The sequence below is a fragment of the Clavibacter sepedonicus genome (assembly GCF_000069225.1).
GTDB classification, from domain to species: domain Bacteria; phylum Actinomycetota; class Actinomycetes; order Actinomycetales; family Microbacteriaceae; genus Clavibacter; species Clavibacter sepedonicus.
Window position 1 is genome coordinate 2799323 of sequence record NC_010407.1, and the last position, 14461, is coordinate 2813783.

General features: G+C 69.7%; 13 protein-coding genes and 1 pseudogene. 11 read left to right on the top strand and 3 right to left on the bottom strand.

Annotated features, from left to right (window positions below; all coding sequences use genetic code 11):
- The first annotated feature begins 357 nt into the window (after positions 1-357).
- Both CMS_RS13090 and CMS_RS13095 read left to right on the top strand, forming a co-directional pair.
- On the top strand, positions 358-1203 hold the full coding sequence (locus CMS_RS13090) for an endonuclease/exonuclease/phosphatase family protein (protein ID WP_012299902.1): 846 nt from the start codon (positions 358-360) through the stop codon (positions 1201-1203).
- The gene (locus CMS_RS13095) at positions 1197-1874 is read left to right on the top strand and encodes a hypothetical protein (RefSeq protein WP_012299903.1); all 678 of its coding nucleotides are present in this window, start codon (positions 1197-1199) and stop codon (positions 1872-1874) included. Before CMS_RS13090 ends, CMS_RS13095 begins: the two co-directional genes overlap by 7 nt.
- Here CMS_RS13095 and CMS_RS18365 read toward each other — a convergent pair.
- Positions 1835-2449 (bottom strand): RloB family protein, encoded by a 615-nt coding sequence (locus CMS_RS18365; protein ID WP_012299904.1) that lies wholly within the window; start codon positions 2447-2449, stop codon positions 1835-1837. The genes CMS_RS13095 and CMS_RS18365 overlap by 40 nt on opposite strands.
- The gene (locus CMS_RS13100) at positions 2449-3732 is read right to left on the bottom strand and encodes an AAA family ATPase (RefSeq protein WP_012299905.1); all 1284 of its coding nucleotides are present in this window, start codon (positions 3730-3732) and stop codon (positions 2449-2451) included. Before CMS_RS13100 ends, CMS_RS18365 begins: the two co-directional genes overlap by 1 nt.
- A 251-nt stretch (positions 3733-3983) precedes the next feature.
- Between CMS_RS13100 and CMS_RS18005 the strand changes: the two are divergent.
- From CMS_RS18005 to CMS_RS17195, 7 genes and pseudogenes are all read left to right on the top strand, one after another.
- A pseudogene (locus CMS_RS18005) lies at positions 3984-4475 on the top strand (D-glycero-alpha-D-manno-heptose-1,7-bisphosphate 7-phosphatase); the annotation flags it as partial.
- A gap of 27 nt (positions 4476-4502) precedes the next feature.
- Positions 4503-5567 (top strand): glycosyltransferase family 9 protein, encoded by a 1065-nt coding sequence (locus tag CMS_RS13105; protein ID WP_223842792.1) that lies wholly within the window; start codon positions 4503-4505, stop codon positions 5565-5567.
- On the top strand, positions 5564-6667 hold the full coding sequence (locus CMS_RS13110) for a glycosyltransferase (RefSeq protein ID WP_012299907.1): 1104 nt from the start codon (positions 5564-5566) through the stop codon (positions 6665-6667). The genes CMS_RS13105 and CMS_RS13110 overlap by 4 nt, the downstream gene beginning before the upstream one ends.
- Complete coding sequence (locus tag CMS_RS18280; protein WP_012299908.1) at positions 6664-8577, top strand: glycosyltransferase; 1914 nt, start codon at positions 6664-6666, stop codon at positions 8575-8577. Before CMS_RS13110 ends, CMS_RS18280 begins: the two co-directional genes overlap by 4 nt.
- Positions 8574-9956, top strand: coding sequence for a PfkB family carbohydrate kinase (locus tag CMS_RS13120; protein ID WP_012299909.1), 1383 nt, complete (start codon positions 8574-8576; stop codon positions 9954-9956). Before CMS_RS18280 ends, CMS_RS13120 begins: the two co-directional genes overlap by 4 nt.
- A 43-nt stretch (positions 9957-9999) precedes the next feature.
- Entirely contained in the window at positions 10000-10704 is a 705-nt protein-coding gene (locus tag CMS_RS13125; RefSeq protein WP_041464706.1) for an SDR family oxidoreductase, read from the top strand.
- Between the two features lie 293 nt (positions 10705-10997).
- A complete protein-coding gene (locus CMS_RS17195) occupies positions 10998-12401 on the top strand; it encodes a hypothetical protein (RefSeq protein ID WP_133064099.1) in 1404 nt (467 codons plus the stop codon).
- Positions 12402-12666: 265 nt separating this feature from the next.
- Here CMS_RS17195 and CMS_RS13130 read toward each other — a convergent pair whose 3' ends face one another.
- A complete protein-coding gene (locus CMS_RS13130; RefSeq protein WP_012299912.1) occupies positions 12667-13278 on the bottom strand; it encodes a hypothetical protein in 612 nt (203 codons plus the stop codon).
- 104 nt (positions 13279-13382) lie between these two features.
- Here CMS_RS13130 and CMS_RS13135 point away from each other — a divergent pair, with 104 nt between their 5' ends.
- Both CMS_RS13135 and CMS_RS18285 read left to right on the top strand, forming a co-directional pair.
- Entirely contained in the window at positions 13383-13877 is a 495-nt protein-coding gene (locus CMS_RS13135; RefSeq protein WP_012299913.1) for a luciferase domain-containing protein, read from the top strand.
- 127 nt (positions 13878-14004) lie between these two features.
- Positions 14005-14460, top strand: a complete 456-nt coding sequence (locus CMS_RS18285) for a hypothetical protein (RefSeq protein ID WP_306295596.1) — start codon at positions 14005-14007, stop codon at positions 14458-14460.
- The last annotated feature ends 1 nt before the right edge of the window (position 14461 follow it).

Consider the following 14461-nt stretch of genomic DNA (forward strand, 5'->3'; position numbering starts at 1 on the left):
AGCTCTGCGTGTCGCTTCGCGAGGATGCGGGCGACCCTCATGGTCTCCTCTACCGACGCGACACGGTCGTCGCGAGGAGAGTCGATCGCGGAGTCAGGCTGGCCCAAACCGACCACCTGCTGCTCGCTCTCCCGGACACCCATGGTGTCCAAGGTAGTCGACCGAGGTGGGGAGGTCCATGGATGCGATCTCACCCGTGGACGAAGGGCTCGCTGCTAAGTTCTCCGGGTACGCCCCAGGACCATTCGGCCACGCCGGGCTCCTGGGGCAATCGTGTTTCCCGGCCGCGGGGCCCGTGCCCGTGACGGATCCCTGCCAGCGGCGGTCGACGCGGGCCCGCTGGGGGACGATGGATCCATGACCCTCAGCGCCGACGGAACCCTCCAGGACGGGCGGGTGCTCGTCGGCCCGGTCGACGCCCCCGAGCTGCACGTGATGACGTACAACATCCGGCGCCTGTTCCGCCGGTACCGGCCGGGCAGCCCCGACCGCTGGGCCGACCGAGAGCCGCTCATCGCCGAGCTCCTCCAACGCGAGCAGCCCGCTCTCCTCGGCACCCAGGAGGCGATGCCCACGCAGGGGCGCGCCCTGTCGCACGCGCTCGGCCGACACTACCGGCGGATCGGGCACGGCCGCAACGCCGACGGCCACGGCGAGGGCTGCCCCACCTTCTACGACACGCGCCGCCTCGAGCTCACGACCTGGCGGCAGGTCGCGCTTTCGGACACGCCCGCGGTCGCCGGATCCCGCACCTGGGGCAACATGGTGCCGCGGATCGCCGTGGTCGCCGACTTCACGGATCGCGCCACGGGCCTGCCGCTGCGGCACGTGAACACGCACTTCGACCACCTCTCTCGGCGCTCGCGCGAGGAGTCGGCGCGCATGATCCTCGGGATCGTCGCCGAGGTGGAGGCGCCCACGATCGTCGCGGGCGACACCAACGCGGGCATCAACACGGAGCCGCACCGGCTGCTGATCGGGTCGGGCGCGCTCGTCGACGCGTGGCCCGCCGCCCGCGAGCGCCTCACGCCGGAGTGGGGCACGTGGTCGAACTACAAGGCGCCGAAGCGCACGACCCGCCGCATCGACTGGATGCTCGTCACGCCCGACGTCGAGGTCGAGCGGGTCGGCATCAACACGACGCGCATCGACGGGCGCGCGCCGAGCGACCACGAGGCGCTGCAGGCGGTGGTGCGGTGCTGACGGATCCGTCGGACCCCGCCTCACTCGATGATCCGCACGCGCCCGAGGACGTCGCCGCGTTCGCCGGGCTGGCCGGGCTCACCTTCCTGCAGCCGCCGCACGGCATCACGGCGATCCTCGCCGACGCCGTGCGCGTGATCGGGCTGCTCACCTTCCTCTTCTCCGTGTTCGCGTGGACGGGCACGACCTCGGCGATGTTCGCGCTCGCGCTGCTGGGGCTCGTGGCACCGCGGTCCCTCGGGGCGAGGCCCGGGCTGGATCTGGCGATCGGCGTCACGACGCTCGTCTCCGCCGCGAGCAACCGGCTCGACCTCTACGAGATGCTGCCGTGGTGGGACATCCCCGCGCACCTCGTCACGACGGCGGCGCTCGCCGCGCTCGTGATCCTGCTCGCCGACCGCGCGGGCGTCGTGGTCGACCGGCGGCCGCTGCCCCTCGGGATCCTCAGCCTCACGGTGGGCCTCGCGCTCTCGGCGCTGTGGGAGCTCGGCGAGTGGGCGGGGCGGGCGTGGCTCGACCCCGCGATCCTCACGGGCTACGACGACACGATCGGCGACATGGCGGTCGGCGGGCTGGGGGCGCTGCTGATCGCGCCGCTCATGCCGATGCTGCTGGCCCGGTCGCGGTGGCGTCAGGCCCCGCTGGCGCGCTCGATCGATTCCACTAACTGATACACGGACGTTGAAGGGTTATTGTGGGGCATTAAAGAAGACTCTCGTTCGTGACGCAGCTCTAAAGCGCGCGCCCGACCAGCCGCGACGGCCCGAAGGGGAAGGTAAGCAGCCGCATCAACGTGCTTGTCACCAGCACCGTCAAGGTCCCTTCGCCGCCTGCGAGCGTCGTCGTTATCTAAGTGACTACCGTGCTCACTCATATGCAATATGAGCCATATTTCGAAACAAGGATTCGAAACGGCCAGACGAATGCTTCTGGTTCGGGCAAGCTCGAAGGCTTCGTGCAAATGAGGATGTTGACGCGGCCATTCGACGTCGAATACACACCAGTACTCGCTTGCCTCATCGCGCGCCCGAGCGGCTACGGCACTTTCCACCAGCGTGAGCGGCACGGCACCCGTGAGACTGATACGCATGTCTAGTTTCGCTCGGCTCCGAATTTCAGGCAATGCGGCGAGAGCCTTAAAATACTCCGGCTCAGTTGCTTCGCCCTCACAAAATAGAGCTATCACATAGCGCTCCGGCTTGGAGGGTCGCCGCCGTCGCAAGACTGCGGATGGACGCCGACCCATTAGCCGATAAGCCCAAGCGCTCGGTATACGCCTACCATATCGATGTCTGGCACCCCGCCAAAGCGCCCTTCGAGGTAACCCTTCTCAAGGTTTTGCGACTTCCGCACGCGGTCACCATTGTAATCCGTCAATGGGGTCAGCGAAGTTGCACCCGAATCATCTTTTTCCGTCAACCAAATTTCATCTCTATTCAGTCGAGCCAATAAACTAGCGTCGTGCGACGTAAATATAAGTTGGGCGTTATTCGGATTAGTCCGAGGATTCGAGAATATACCAAGGATCTCTGCCGACAGCTTGGGGTGCAAACTGGCGTCGATCTCGTCAACAACAAGAACACCCCCTCTTTCCAGGGTCTGAAGGAGGGGACCCACTAGCCGAAACCAGGTCTGCGTGCCGGCAGACTCTGCCATCATGTCAAGGGGATATCTCCCACCGTCCGCGTTATGGACAAGCATAGTAACTTTGCGGTTCCTCTGGTCAGCAATGCTTGACTCATCCTCGCGCCGTATCACGTCCACAATTCCCAGGTCGGCCATTTTCAGGAGAGCCAGACCTTGCTCGCGCTTGTTGTTCACGGGCAATTCTGCGCTTTGATCGTCATCCTCTGCATCGGTCGACATGGTCACCTCGGGCATATCGAACCACAGTGGCGCAGATGAGCCAAACGTGCCCATGCCAAACTCACGCATCATTCCGGTCTTCGAATGCAGACCCTTGGAGCTTGTGTTGAATACTTGACGCGTGAAGCTACGAGTCAGCGGCTCCTTGAAGAGCCGAACAATGGACAGAACTAAAGCCGTCTCGGTTAGCAGCTTGCGCGCACCTGATAGCTCGCCAAGACCGTCCTGCAGCTTGAGCTCCATGTCGCTCCGCTCGAATAGGCGTCTGCGCCTTCCCGCGGGATAGTGAAAAAGGCCCTCGTACTTCACCGAGGTTGAGTCTAATTCGAGCTGATACTCGAAGCGGATGTCCTCGATGAGATACTCGACCCAGAACTTGGTAGGCCGACTGCCGTCTTTGCCAAATGCAAAGTTGGGCACAGGAATTGCCTCATCCCAACTCCTTAGAGACGTAGTGACGGCGCGCCTGAGCCATTCTATGGCAGCCAGTATATTTGATTTACCGGATGCGTTAGGTCCAAAAATGCCCACCACAGACAACAAGCTGGCATTTAGCGATTCAGAAGGCCGCGGACCCTCTCTATTTGCGTCGAGCGCAACCATGGACAGCTCAACGGGTTCATTGATGGACCGGAAATTTTCCACAGCAAATCGGATCAGCATGAGGTTCCAACAGTCGCCATGCGCCGATCCTAGCGCTGTTTCCGCAGTTTTTCGACGAAAACCACCCCCTGTTGACTAGGAACGTCGACATCGAGGGCCGGTCGAGACAGCGTGGGCCGATCCACGGGGTGTGACACCCATGTAGCGATACCCGCTCGAAGGACAGAGACCGCGGAGCTAACGAGGACCACCCCGAGGAGAAGTGCCGCGGGCGGGGTTTGGCTCGAGGAGCAGTCGGGTACGTCTCCGTCATGCGCTCGCCCGGGAACGACCTCGAGGCCGTCCTGTTCGACCGGGACGGGACGCTCGTCGTCGACGTGCCGTACAACGGGGATCCCGCGCTCGTCACGCTCATGCCCGGTGCCCGCGAGGCGGTCGACGCCGTGCGCGCCGCCGGCCTCCGCATCGGGATGGTGACCAACCAGTCCGGGATCGCGCGCGGCCTCATCACTCGGCAGCAGGCCGACGCCGTCAACGCCCGCGTGCAGGAGCTGCTCGGCGCGTTCGACCTCGTGCTGCTGTGCCCACACGGATCCGAGGACGGCTGCGAATGCCGGAAGCCCCGACCCGGCATGGTGCTCGAGGCCTGCCGGACGTGGGGCGTGGATCCGTCGCGCGTCGCGGTGGTCGGCGACATCGCCGCCGACATGGGCGCCGCCCGGGCCGCGGGCGCGCGCGGCGTGCTCGTGCCCACGCCCGTCACGCGCGAGGAGGAGGTGGCCGAGGCGGAGCTGGTGGCCCCGACGATCCTCGACGCCGTGCACCTCCTCATCCACGACCCCGCGCCCCGCCGCGTGCTCGTCGTGCGGCTCGACTCCGTGGGCGACGTGCTGATCTCGGGGCCCGCGGTGCGCGCCGTCGCCGCCGACCCCCGCGTCGAGGTGCATCTGCTCTGCGGTCCGCGCGGCGCGTCCGCCGGCCGGCTGCTGCCCGGCGTGCACGCGGTGCACGTGTGGGACGCGCCGTGGATCTCCTCCCCCGCGCCCGCCGCCGACGCCGCGTCGGTCGACGCCCTGCACGCGATCCTCGCCGAGGTCGATGCCGACGAGGCCGTCATCCTCACGTCCTTCCACCAGTCGCCGCTCCCGCTCGCGCTGCTGCTGCGGCTCGCCGGCGTCGAGCGGATCACGGGCGCGAGCGTCGACTACGCCGGATCCCTCCTCGACGTGCGCCTGAAGCCCGGCGAGGACCTCGACGAGGACCAGCCCGAGCCCGAGCGCGCCCTCGCGATCGCCGCCGCGGCCGGGCACGCGCTGCCCGACGGCGACGACGGGCGGCTCGCCGTCCTGCCGGCCGAGCTGCCGTCCGACGTGGAGGCGCTCCTCCCCGACGGTCCGTTCGCGCTCGTCCACCCGGGCGCCGCGGTCGGGGCGCGCGCGTACCCGGCCGACCAGCACCGGGACGCGGTCGCGCTCCTGGCCGCGCGCGGGATCCCCGTGGTCGTCACGGGCGGACCCGACGAGCGGGACCTCACGGCGCACGTCGCCGGATCCATCGCGCTCGACCTCGGCGGCCGCACCGACCTCGCCGGGCTCGGCGCGCTGATGCGCCGTGCGGCCGTGCTCGTGAGCGGCAACACCGGCCCCGCGCACCTCGCCGCCGCGGTGGGCCTGCCCGTCGTCAGCCTGTTCTCGCCCGTCGTGCCGCCGATCCGCTGGGCGCCGTACCGCGTGCCCGTGATCCTGCTCGGCGACCAGGACGCGGCCTGCAAGCTGAGCCGCGCGCGTGACTGCCCCGTGCCGGGGCACCCGTGCCTCGCGGGCGTCGCGCCGGCCGAGGTCGCCGACGCGGTCGTGCGGCTCATGGCGACGAGCCGCGCGGAGGTGCCCGCATGAGGATCCTGATGTGGCACGTCCACGGCGGCTGGACCGACTCGTTCGTGCTCGGATCCCACGAGATCCTCTTCCCCACCACGCCCGCCCGCGACGCGTGGGGCCTCGGCCGCGGCGGACGCGCGTGGCCCTCGAGCGCGCGCGAGGTGGATCCGTCGTCCCTGCACGACGCGGACGTCGACCTCGTGCTGCTCCAGCGCATGCCGGAGATCGCGGAGGCCGAGCGCCTGCTCGGCCGCCGCCTCGGATCCGACGTGCCCGCCGTCTTCCTCGAGCACAACACCCCGCGCGGCGCCCCGACCGAGACCGTGCACCCGCTGGCCGACCGCGACGACATCCCGGTGATCCATGTCACGCGCTTCAACGCGCTCATGTGGGACACCGGATGCGCGCCCACGACGGTCGTCGAGCACGGCGTGCCCGACCCCGGCGCGCTCTACACGGGCGAGGCCCTGTCGTTCGGCGCGGTGATCAACGAGCCCGTGCGCCGCGGCCGCATCACCGGCACCGACCTGCTGCCCGCGTTCGCGGAGGTCGCGCCCGTCGAGGTGTTCGGGATGGGGACGGATCTGGTCCCTGACGCGTTCCCGGACCTCGGCGAGCGCATCGTGCCGCGCGGCGACCTCCCGACCTCCCGCATGCACCCCGAGCTCGCCCGCTTGCGCGCGTACATCCACCCGCACCGCTGGACCTCGCTCGGCCTGTCGCTGCTCAAGGCGATGCACATGGGGATGCCCGTGCTGGTGCTCGACGCGACCGAGGCGTCGCGCGCGGTGCCGCCGGACGCGGGCGCGATCTCGTCCGACCCCGCCGACCTCGTGCGCGCGGCCCGGCTCCTGCTCGCGGATCCCGACGAGGCCGCCCGCCGTGGACGCGTCGCCCGCGAGGCCGCGCTCGCCCGCTACTCCCTCGGCCGGTTCCTGCACGACATGGACGCCGTGCTGCACGACGCCGTGGACGCGGCCGGCCGGCGGCGCGCGCATCGCCGGGCCGCGGGATCCACCGCCCCGCCGGAACCGCCGGGCACCGCCCCGGCCACCGCGCTCGCACCCGCCGACCCGCACCCCCTTCCCCACCCGCTCGACGAGAGGACGACACGATGAGGATCGCGATGATCTCGGAGCACGCCAGCCCGCTGGCGACGCTCGGCGGCGTGGACGCCGGCGGCCAGAACGTGCACGTGGCCGCGCTGTCGGCCGCGCTCGCGGAGGAGGGCCACACGGTCACCGTCTACACGCGCCGCGACGACGAGGCGCTGCCCGCCCGGGTCGCCTTCGCGCCCGGTGTGGAGGTCGTGCACCTCGACGCCGGACCCGCCCGCGCGGTCCCGAAGGACGAGCTGCTGCCGCACATGGGCGAGCTGGCCGACGGCCTCCTCGCCGACTGGCGCACCGCCCGGCCCGACGTCGTGCACAGCCACTTCTGGATGTCCGGGGTCGCCGCGCTCGACGCCGCCGCGCGCCTCGCGTCCTCCCCGGTCGGCGCCGCCGCCGCGCCGCCCGTGCTGCACACCTTCCACGCGCTCGGATCCGTGAAGCGCCGCCACCTCGGCGCCGAGGACACGAGCCCCGCCGCGCGCGCCGAGCTCGAGCCGGGCGTCGGCCGCCGCGCCGACGCCGTCATCGCGACCTGCTCCGACGAGGCCGCCGAGCTCGTGCGCGCGGGCGTCGACGCGGCCCGCGTCACCGTGATCCCGTGCGGCGTCGACATCGGGCACTTCACACCGCGAGCGGACGAGCCCGACGACGCTGCCGACACCGCCGACCGCCTGGTGCCGCGCAAGGGCGTCGACCTCGCGATCGAGGCCCTCGGGATCCTCGCCCGTCGCGGCCGCACCGACGTCGAGCTGGTCATCGTCGGCGGATCCGGCGACGGCGCGAGCGGGTCCGACGACCCGGAGGCCCGCCGCCTCATGGACGCCGCCCGCGCCGCCGGGGTCGCCGACCGCGTGCGCCTGCACGGCCGCGTCTCCCAGGCCGACATGCCCGCCGTGATGCGCACCGCCGACGTCGTGGTGTGCGCGCCCTGGTACGAGCCGTTCGGCATCGTGCCGCTCGAGGCGATGGCCTCCGGCGTGCCCGTCGTCGCGTCCGCGGTCGGCGGCCTCACCGACAGCGTGGTCGACGGCGTGACGGGGATCCTCGTGCCGCCGCGCGACCCCGCCGCCATCGCCGAGGCCCTCGGGGAGCTGCTCGCGGATCCCGCGCGCCGCCGCCGCCTCGGCCGCGCCGGCCGCGACCGCATGGAGCACGGCTACGCGTGGTCGACCGTCGCCGCCCGCACCGCGGAGGCGTACCTGGCCGCGATCCAGGCCGCCGCCCCCGACGACCTCCCCGCCGACCCGACCGTGGTCGACGCCCACCTCGACGCGCTCGGCCCGGTGCTCGACGACCTCCGCCGGCACGCGCCGCGCCTCACCGCGTGGGGCCGCGAGATGGCCGACCGCCTGAGCCACGGCGCGCGCCTCATCGCGGCCGGCAACGGCGGATCCGCGGCCGAGGCCCAGCACCTCACGAGCGAGCTGGTCGGCCGGTTCGACGGCGACCGCCGCCCGTTCTCCGCCATCGCGCTGCACTCCGAGTCGTCGGCGGTGACCGCGATCGGCAACGACTACGGCTTCGACGAGGTCTTCGCCCGGCAGGTGCACGCGCACGCCAGATCCGGCGACATCGTCGTGCTCCTCTCCACGAGCGGCCGCAGCGAGAACCTGCTCCGCGCCGCCGCCGCCGCGCGCGCCGCGGGAGCCACCACCTGGGCGATGACGGGCCCCGGCCCGAACCCGCTGGTGGAGGCGTGCGACGAGTCCCTCGCGCTCGACGGGCCGTCGGCCAACGTGCAGGAGGCGCAGCTCGTCGCCGTGCACGCGATCTGCCGCGCGTTCGAGAGCCGCCTGAAGGCGAACGACCGGGCCGCGGCGCGTGCGTCGGCGACGACGGCCGTCGCGTCGGCGTCCGTGCCCGTGACGGTCTCCCCCGCGTCCACCACGGCGGCGCCCGCCGAGGTGCCGGCATGAGGATCGTCGTGGTCGGCGACGTGCTGCTCGACGTCGACATGACCGGCGCCGCGCACCGCCTCAGCCCCGACGCGCCCGTGCCCGTGATCGAGGTCGAGGAGTCGCTGCCCCGCGCGGGCGGCGCCGGCCTCGTCGCCACGATGCTCGCGCGCGACGGCCACGACGTGCGCCTCGTCACCGTGCTCTCCGACGACCATCACTCCGCGACGCTCCGCGCGTGCCTCGACCGGATCGAGGTGGTCGCCGGCCCGTCCGGCGCGCCCACGCCCGTGAAGACCCGCGTCCGCGCCGACGGCCACGCCATCGCCCGCATCGACGAGGGCTGCGCGCCGCCGCCCACGCCCGCCGCGACCGACGCGATGCTCGACGCGATCGCCTCGGCCGACGCCATCGTCGTCGCCGACTACGGCCGCGGCGTCACGCGCGATCCCCGCCTGCGCGCCGCCCTCGACGCGCGCGCCGCCGAGGTGCCGCTCGTGTGGGATCCGCACCCCGCGGGCGAGGCGCCCGTCCCGAACACGGCGCTCGCCACCCCGAACCTCGCCGAGGCGCGCGCCTTCTCCGGCGTCGCCGGGCGCGACGTGTCCGCAGCGGCCGACGCCGCCCGTCTGCTCCAGGCGAAGTGGGGCGTCGCGACGGTCGCCGTCACCATGAGCGAGCGCGGCGCCCTGCTCGTGTCGGCGCCCGCGTCCGGCGCGGCCGGTGGATCCATGCCCGTCGTCGTCCCCGCCCCGCTCGTCGCGACGGGCGACCCGTGCGGCGCCGGCGACCGCCTGGCCGCCACGGCCCTCGCGGGGCTGGCCGCGGGATCCCCGGTCGAGGACGCCGTGCGCGACGCCGTCGCCTCGGCCGCCGAGTATGTGGACGCGGGCGGCGTCGCCACCCTCGTCGGCCCGCCCGCCGCGCGCCCCATCGGCGGCCACGCGGCGAGCGCCCTCCAGGTGGTCCGCGCGACACGGGCCGCCGGCGGCACCGTCGTCGCGACGGGCGGCTGCTTCGACCTCGTGCACGCCGGCCACGCCCGCACCCTCGCCGCGGCCCGCGCCCTCGGCGACTGCCTGGTCGTGCTCCTCAACTCGGACGACTCGGTGCGCCGCCTCAAGGGACCCGAGCGCCCGATCATGACCGAGGAGGACCGCGTCGACCTGCTCATGTCGCTCGGCGTGGTGGACGCGGTCGTGCTGTTCTCCGAGGACACCCCCGAGGAGGCGCTCCGTTCCATCAAGCCCGACCTCTGGGTCAAGGGCGGCGACTACCGCGCCGAGGACCTCCCCGAGTCGGCGGTCATCGCCGAGTGGGGCGGCCAGGCCGTGACCGTCCCGTACCACCCCGGCCGATCCACCACGAAGCTCGCCGGCGCGCTCGCCCGCGTCGGCTGATCCCCACCACTCCCCGAACCACCGCTCCACGGAAGGAACACCCATGACCGACTCCCCCCGCCCCAGCACCGGCCGCGTCCTCATCACCGGAGGCGCGTCCGGGCTCGGCGCCGCGGTCGCGCAGGCGGTCCTCGCGGCCGGCGGCGAGCCCATCGTGCTCGACCTCGACACCTCGAGCGTCACCGGCATGGAGGCGCACCGCATCGACGTCTCCGACACCCGCGCCACCGAGGCGCTCGTGACCGAGATCGCGCAGGCGCACGGCGGCCTCGACGCCGTCGTCACCGCCGCGGGCATCGACCACTGCGGCCGCCTCGTCGACGTCGCCCCCACCGAGTGGGAGAAGGTCATCGGCGTGAACCTGATGGGCACGGTCGCCGTCGTCCGCGCGGCGCTGCCGTTCCTCACCGAGTCGCACGGCCGCGTCGTCACCGTCGCGTCGTCGCTCGCCATCAAGGCCGTCTCCGACGCGACCGCCTACTGCGCCTCCAAGTTCGGCGTGCTCGGCTTCACGCGGGCGCTGGCCGCCGAGACGAAGGGCGAGGTCGGCGTGACCACGCTGATCCCCTCCGGCATGAAGACGCACTTCTTCGACGACCGCGACCCGAAGTACAAGCCCGGCTCCGACGCCAACCTCAACGACCCGGCCGCCGTCGCCGACTCGGTGATGTTCATCCTCGGCCAGCCGCGCGGCTGCGAGATCCGCGAGCTCGTCATCACCCACGAGCTCGAGGACAGCTGGCCGTGATCGGCGGCTGAACCGCGCCCAGCGCATGAGACGAGCCCGGCCCCGCATCGCGCGGGGGCCGGGCTCTTTTTCGTTAGCCACGATCTCTTGCAATTACGAGAAGAGGGTACCGCAAACTGACCAATGCCGCCCGTAGACGCGGGCGGGTTGAAACCCTTACTGTAAGCATAATTGCCGCCCCTTCCTGACGCATCTTGACAACGAAGTGAGGACCGATGTTCATTAAAGACAATCGACGCCCCGATATGCCAGATGGCATTAGGTATGGGGAGTTCGTAGACATGATATCTCACATGAATCAGAACTCGTTGCTGCTTGAACTTGCTCGTCGCACGTCAGCCGAAGGCATCCTTGACAACTACGACCCCAGCAAACAGGGTCAAAATTGGGTACCGCCTTTCGCGTACGCCGACGTGGCGCGAGCCAGTATCTCGCAAGGAAACCGCGAAGGCTTTCCTGCTATCGGAGAAATTGTAGACGACTACCTTCATGCATCAATCCGCATTTATGTTCCGAATGTAGAAGATTTGGGCGAGTTCGGCGCTCATCAAAACGAACTCAGGATGATGCACATTCAGGGAACAGACCAGCAGAGCCCTTTCTCGCGCGCAGCAAGTGCCATGGCGCTTTTCACTCGAACCAAGATCCCGCCGCGCGCCAAACTTAAGGTGATGAAAGGCGACTGGTTCGAGGAGATCATGGGAGTGTCGCTTGACGAGTTGTTCTATATCCTTATGAATCTCTCCCTTATGTTCCAAATAGGCAAGGGTGTTCTCACAATCAAGGACTTGCATCGTCCTATTTTTGCTCAGGCCATAGAAACGGTATCCGTTGAAAAATTCATTCATGTTTTGAACATTATGTCGCTCGATCTCGAGTCGTTCCGAGTCATGGAGGCGGAGGAGCGCGAGGGGGTGGAGGAAGGTCTACAACGCCTTACGCATAATCCCCTAGGGTCTTCACCCTTCATCACGGGAGTAACTAGAGGATATGTGGCCCCTGTATGGCACTGGATTAGCTCACAGGTTTCGACAGCAAATCTGTACTACGCATTGATCAGCAGGGCTGGATCGGATTTTGCCGGCGACCTGGGGCAGTTGTTTGAAGCTTATGTTGGCGAGCAACTTGCTCTACTCAATGTCCGCCTACAGGAGGAAGTAGAGTACAAGGACGGCAAGAACCGCGTTAAAACTACGGACTGGATATTGGAACTAGGTGGCTTGACGATCCTGATTGAATGCAAGTCAACTCGTCCCGACAAGCATGTGCAGCGAGCAGACGAGGACATGCTTGCCTTTGTGAAAGACCGTGTCAGCAAAGCCGTCAAGCAGCTAAATAATACAAATGCCATATTCGATACCGTGATACCTGCGGATATGTCAAGGGCCACAATGCGTGTAGGAATTGTGCTCACAATGGAGCCGTTTTATGCTGTGGCAGAAACGCTTGCAGCGATCCCAGACATGGCACCAGATATACCGGTAGCCGTTATCAACATCCGGGAATTGGAGGCGTTGGTGACGCTAGGTAGTCGACGGGTCGAAGAGCTCATCAGCAAAAGTGTTGAGGAAGCAAAACAATCGGGACTGATGTACTTTGACTTGTCGGAGGCGCTTGCGGTAACGCAACACCAGGACAACCCGATACTTGCCGCCGCTTGGGATGAGTCCATTCTAGTAAAGACGCTAGGTGGGTAGAGGGTGGGGCGCCTCGGCATGTGCCCAAGTTAGTGAAGTCGCCCAGTACGTGGTGTGACTAATACTTAGCCTTAGCCTTAGCCTTAGCCTTAGCCCGACTCGATCACGCCGAGCCCGGCCCCGCAGCGCGCGGGGCCGGGCTCGTGTCGTCTCCAGGGTCAGCGGAGAGCGATGCCGGTCATGATCTGCACCGCGACGTTGATCCCCACTATGAGCGCGATCCCGGTGATCGGCGCCCACAGCAGAAGGGGGATGCGCGACCGCATCAGCGCGGCCGCACCAGCGCCACCCCGCGCTCCGCCGAGAACCGCGCGAACCCCTCCGCCCCGAGCCGCGCGTCCGCCGCCGTGGCTTCGATCCCCGACGGGTTGTGGAACGTCGCCGTATCCCCGTCGAACGCGTGCACCAGCACGAGGTGCCCGCCGCGCCGCGTCGCCGGCAGCTCCGGGTACCGGATCTCCGACGACACCGACGCGAGCACGCCCCGCCCCTCGCCCACCTCGGCGAGCAGCTCGGGCACGTCGATCCGCGGGTGCACGACCGCCTCGATCCCGAAGTCGTCGCGCACCCACTCCGCGAACGGCCGGTAGTACAGCCCGCCGACCTCGCTGCCGTCGCGGGTGAGCGCGCCGCGCGCGACGGCCCGCGTGATCAGCTCGTGCATCGGCAGGGCTCCGGCCGCCGGGATCCACGCCCGCAGCACCGACCGCAGCCCCGCGAGCCCGCACACGTGCCGCGACCAGAACACGTACTCGGACTCGTCCGGGTAGCCCTCGGTGCGCCAGTCGAACCGGTCGGCCGGGCTCTCGACGCGCTCGATGAGCGGCGCGTTGCACGCGAGGTCGCCCCACTGCGACTCGTACGGGTACGTGGTCACGCGCGCTCCTCGGGTCGGGTCCGTCCCACGTTCCCATGGGGCGGCATCCTTTCCGCGCGCAGCCGCCTCGTCGCGCGGGAGGGTCGGACCGATACGTTCGACGGGTGATCTCCACCCCGCGCCCCGGCCCCCGCCCCACGCTCTCCGACGAGGGCCCGCAGCGGCAGCTCACCGACCGCGCGACGCCCGAGCTCTGGGGCCGGCTCGTCGCGCGCGCGTTCGCGCTGCCGGGTGTGCGCGAGAGCCACAGCCAGGTGTCACCCGCGTCGTCGCGCGGCCTCTTCCTCGAGGATCGCGACGAGCCGATCGTCCCGTGGACCTCGCTCGCCCCCGAGGGCCGCCTCGAGCCGGTGCACCTGCACGGCGTCGAAGACACCTCCACGCACCTCTGCCTCCCGGTCGCGCGCGGCGCCGAGCTCACCGCGCTCGGCTGGGCGACGCCGCACCAGTACGAGGACTTCGGCACCGAGTTCCTCGTCTACGGCCCGCGCGATGCGGCCGAGCTCGACGTGGTGATCGGCCTGATCGAGGAGTCCATCGCCTTCGCCCGCGATCCCGGCGACGAGCAGCCGGCGCACCTCCCCGCCCCCGAGGGCTGAGCCGGCAGGCCGGCAGGCATGCGGATCCGCGCCCGACCGTCACCTGACCGTCCGGTCGTGAGCGGACATCGGGCGCCGCACCTGGGAAGCGTCGGATAGCTTCCAGGGAGCGGACATCCGCAGAAACGTGGACACAATGCAGCACCACCCCCGCCCCATCCGCCTCGCGACCACCCTCCTCCTGGGTCTCGCCCTCACCGCCGGGATCCTCACCGCAGCATCCCCCGCCAGCGCCGCCATCGGCCGGGCCCCCGCCGCCGCGAGCGCGACCAGCGCCGCCACCACCGTCTCCGACGCCCGGCTGCGGTTCGGCGTCGCGACCCCCGGCGGTCCCACCGCCGGCGGCGAGCTCGACCAGGTCGCCGCGCAGGTCGGCGAGGACCCGAGCATCGTGCTCTCCTACGCGGACTTCTCGCAGGCGCCGCCCATCGCGGCCCTCGACCAGGTCCGCGCCCGCGGCGCCGAGAGCCTCCTCACCTGGGAGCCCTGGATCGCCGGAGCCGGCGTCGACCAGCCCGGCTTCACCAACGCGAGCATCGTCGCGGGCGACCACGACGCGTACATCGCCCGGTGGGGATCCTAGC

Coding starts and splice junctions, on each gene's coding strand:
- CMS_RS13090 (WP_012299902.1), top strand. CDS start 358: ATGACCCTCAGCGCCGACGGAACCCTCCAGGACGGGCGGGTGCTCGTC.
- CMS_RS18365 (WP_012299904.1), bottom strand. CDS start 2,449: ATGGGTCGGCGTCCATCCGCAGTCTTGCGACGGCGGCGACCCTCCAAG.
- CMS_RS13100 (WP_012299905.1), bottom strand. CDS start 3,732: ATGCTGATCCGATTTGCTGTGGAAAATTTCCGGTCCATCAATGAACCC.
- CMS_RS13110 (WP_012299907.1), top strand. CDS start 5,564: ATGAGGATCCTGATGTGGCACGTCCACGGCGGCTGGACCGACTCGTTC.
- CMS_RS18280 (WP_012299908.1), top strand. CDS start 6,664: ATGAGGATCGCGATGATCTCGGAGCACGCCAGCCCGCTGGCGACGCTC.
- CMS_RS13120 (WP_012299909.1), top strand. CDS start 8,574: ATGAGGATCGTCGTGGTCGGCGACGTGCTGCTCGACGTCGACATGACC.
- CMS_RS13125 (WP_041464706.1), top strand. CDS start 10,000: ATGACCGACTCCCCCCGCCCCAGCACCGGCCGCGTCCTCATCACCGGA.
- CMS_RS17195 (WP_133064099.1), top strand. CDS start 10,998: ATGAATCAGAACTCGTTGCTGCTTGAACTTGCTCGTCGCACGTCAGCC.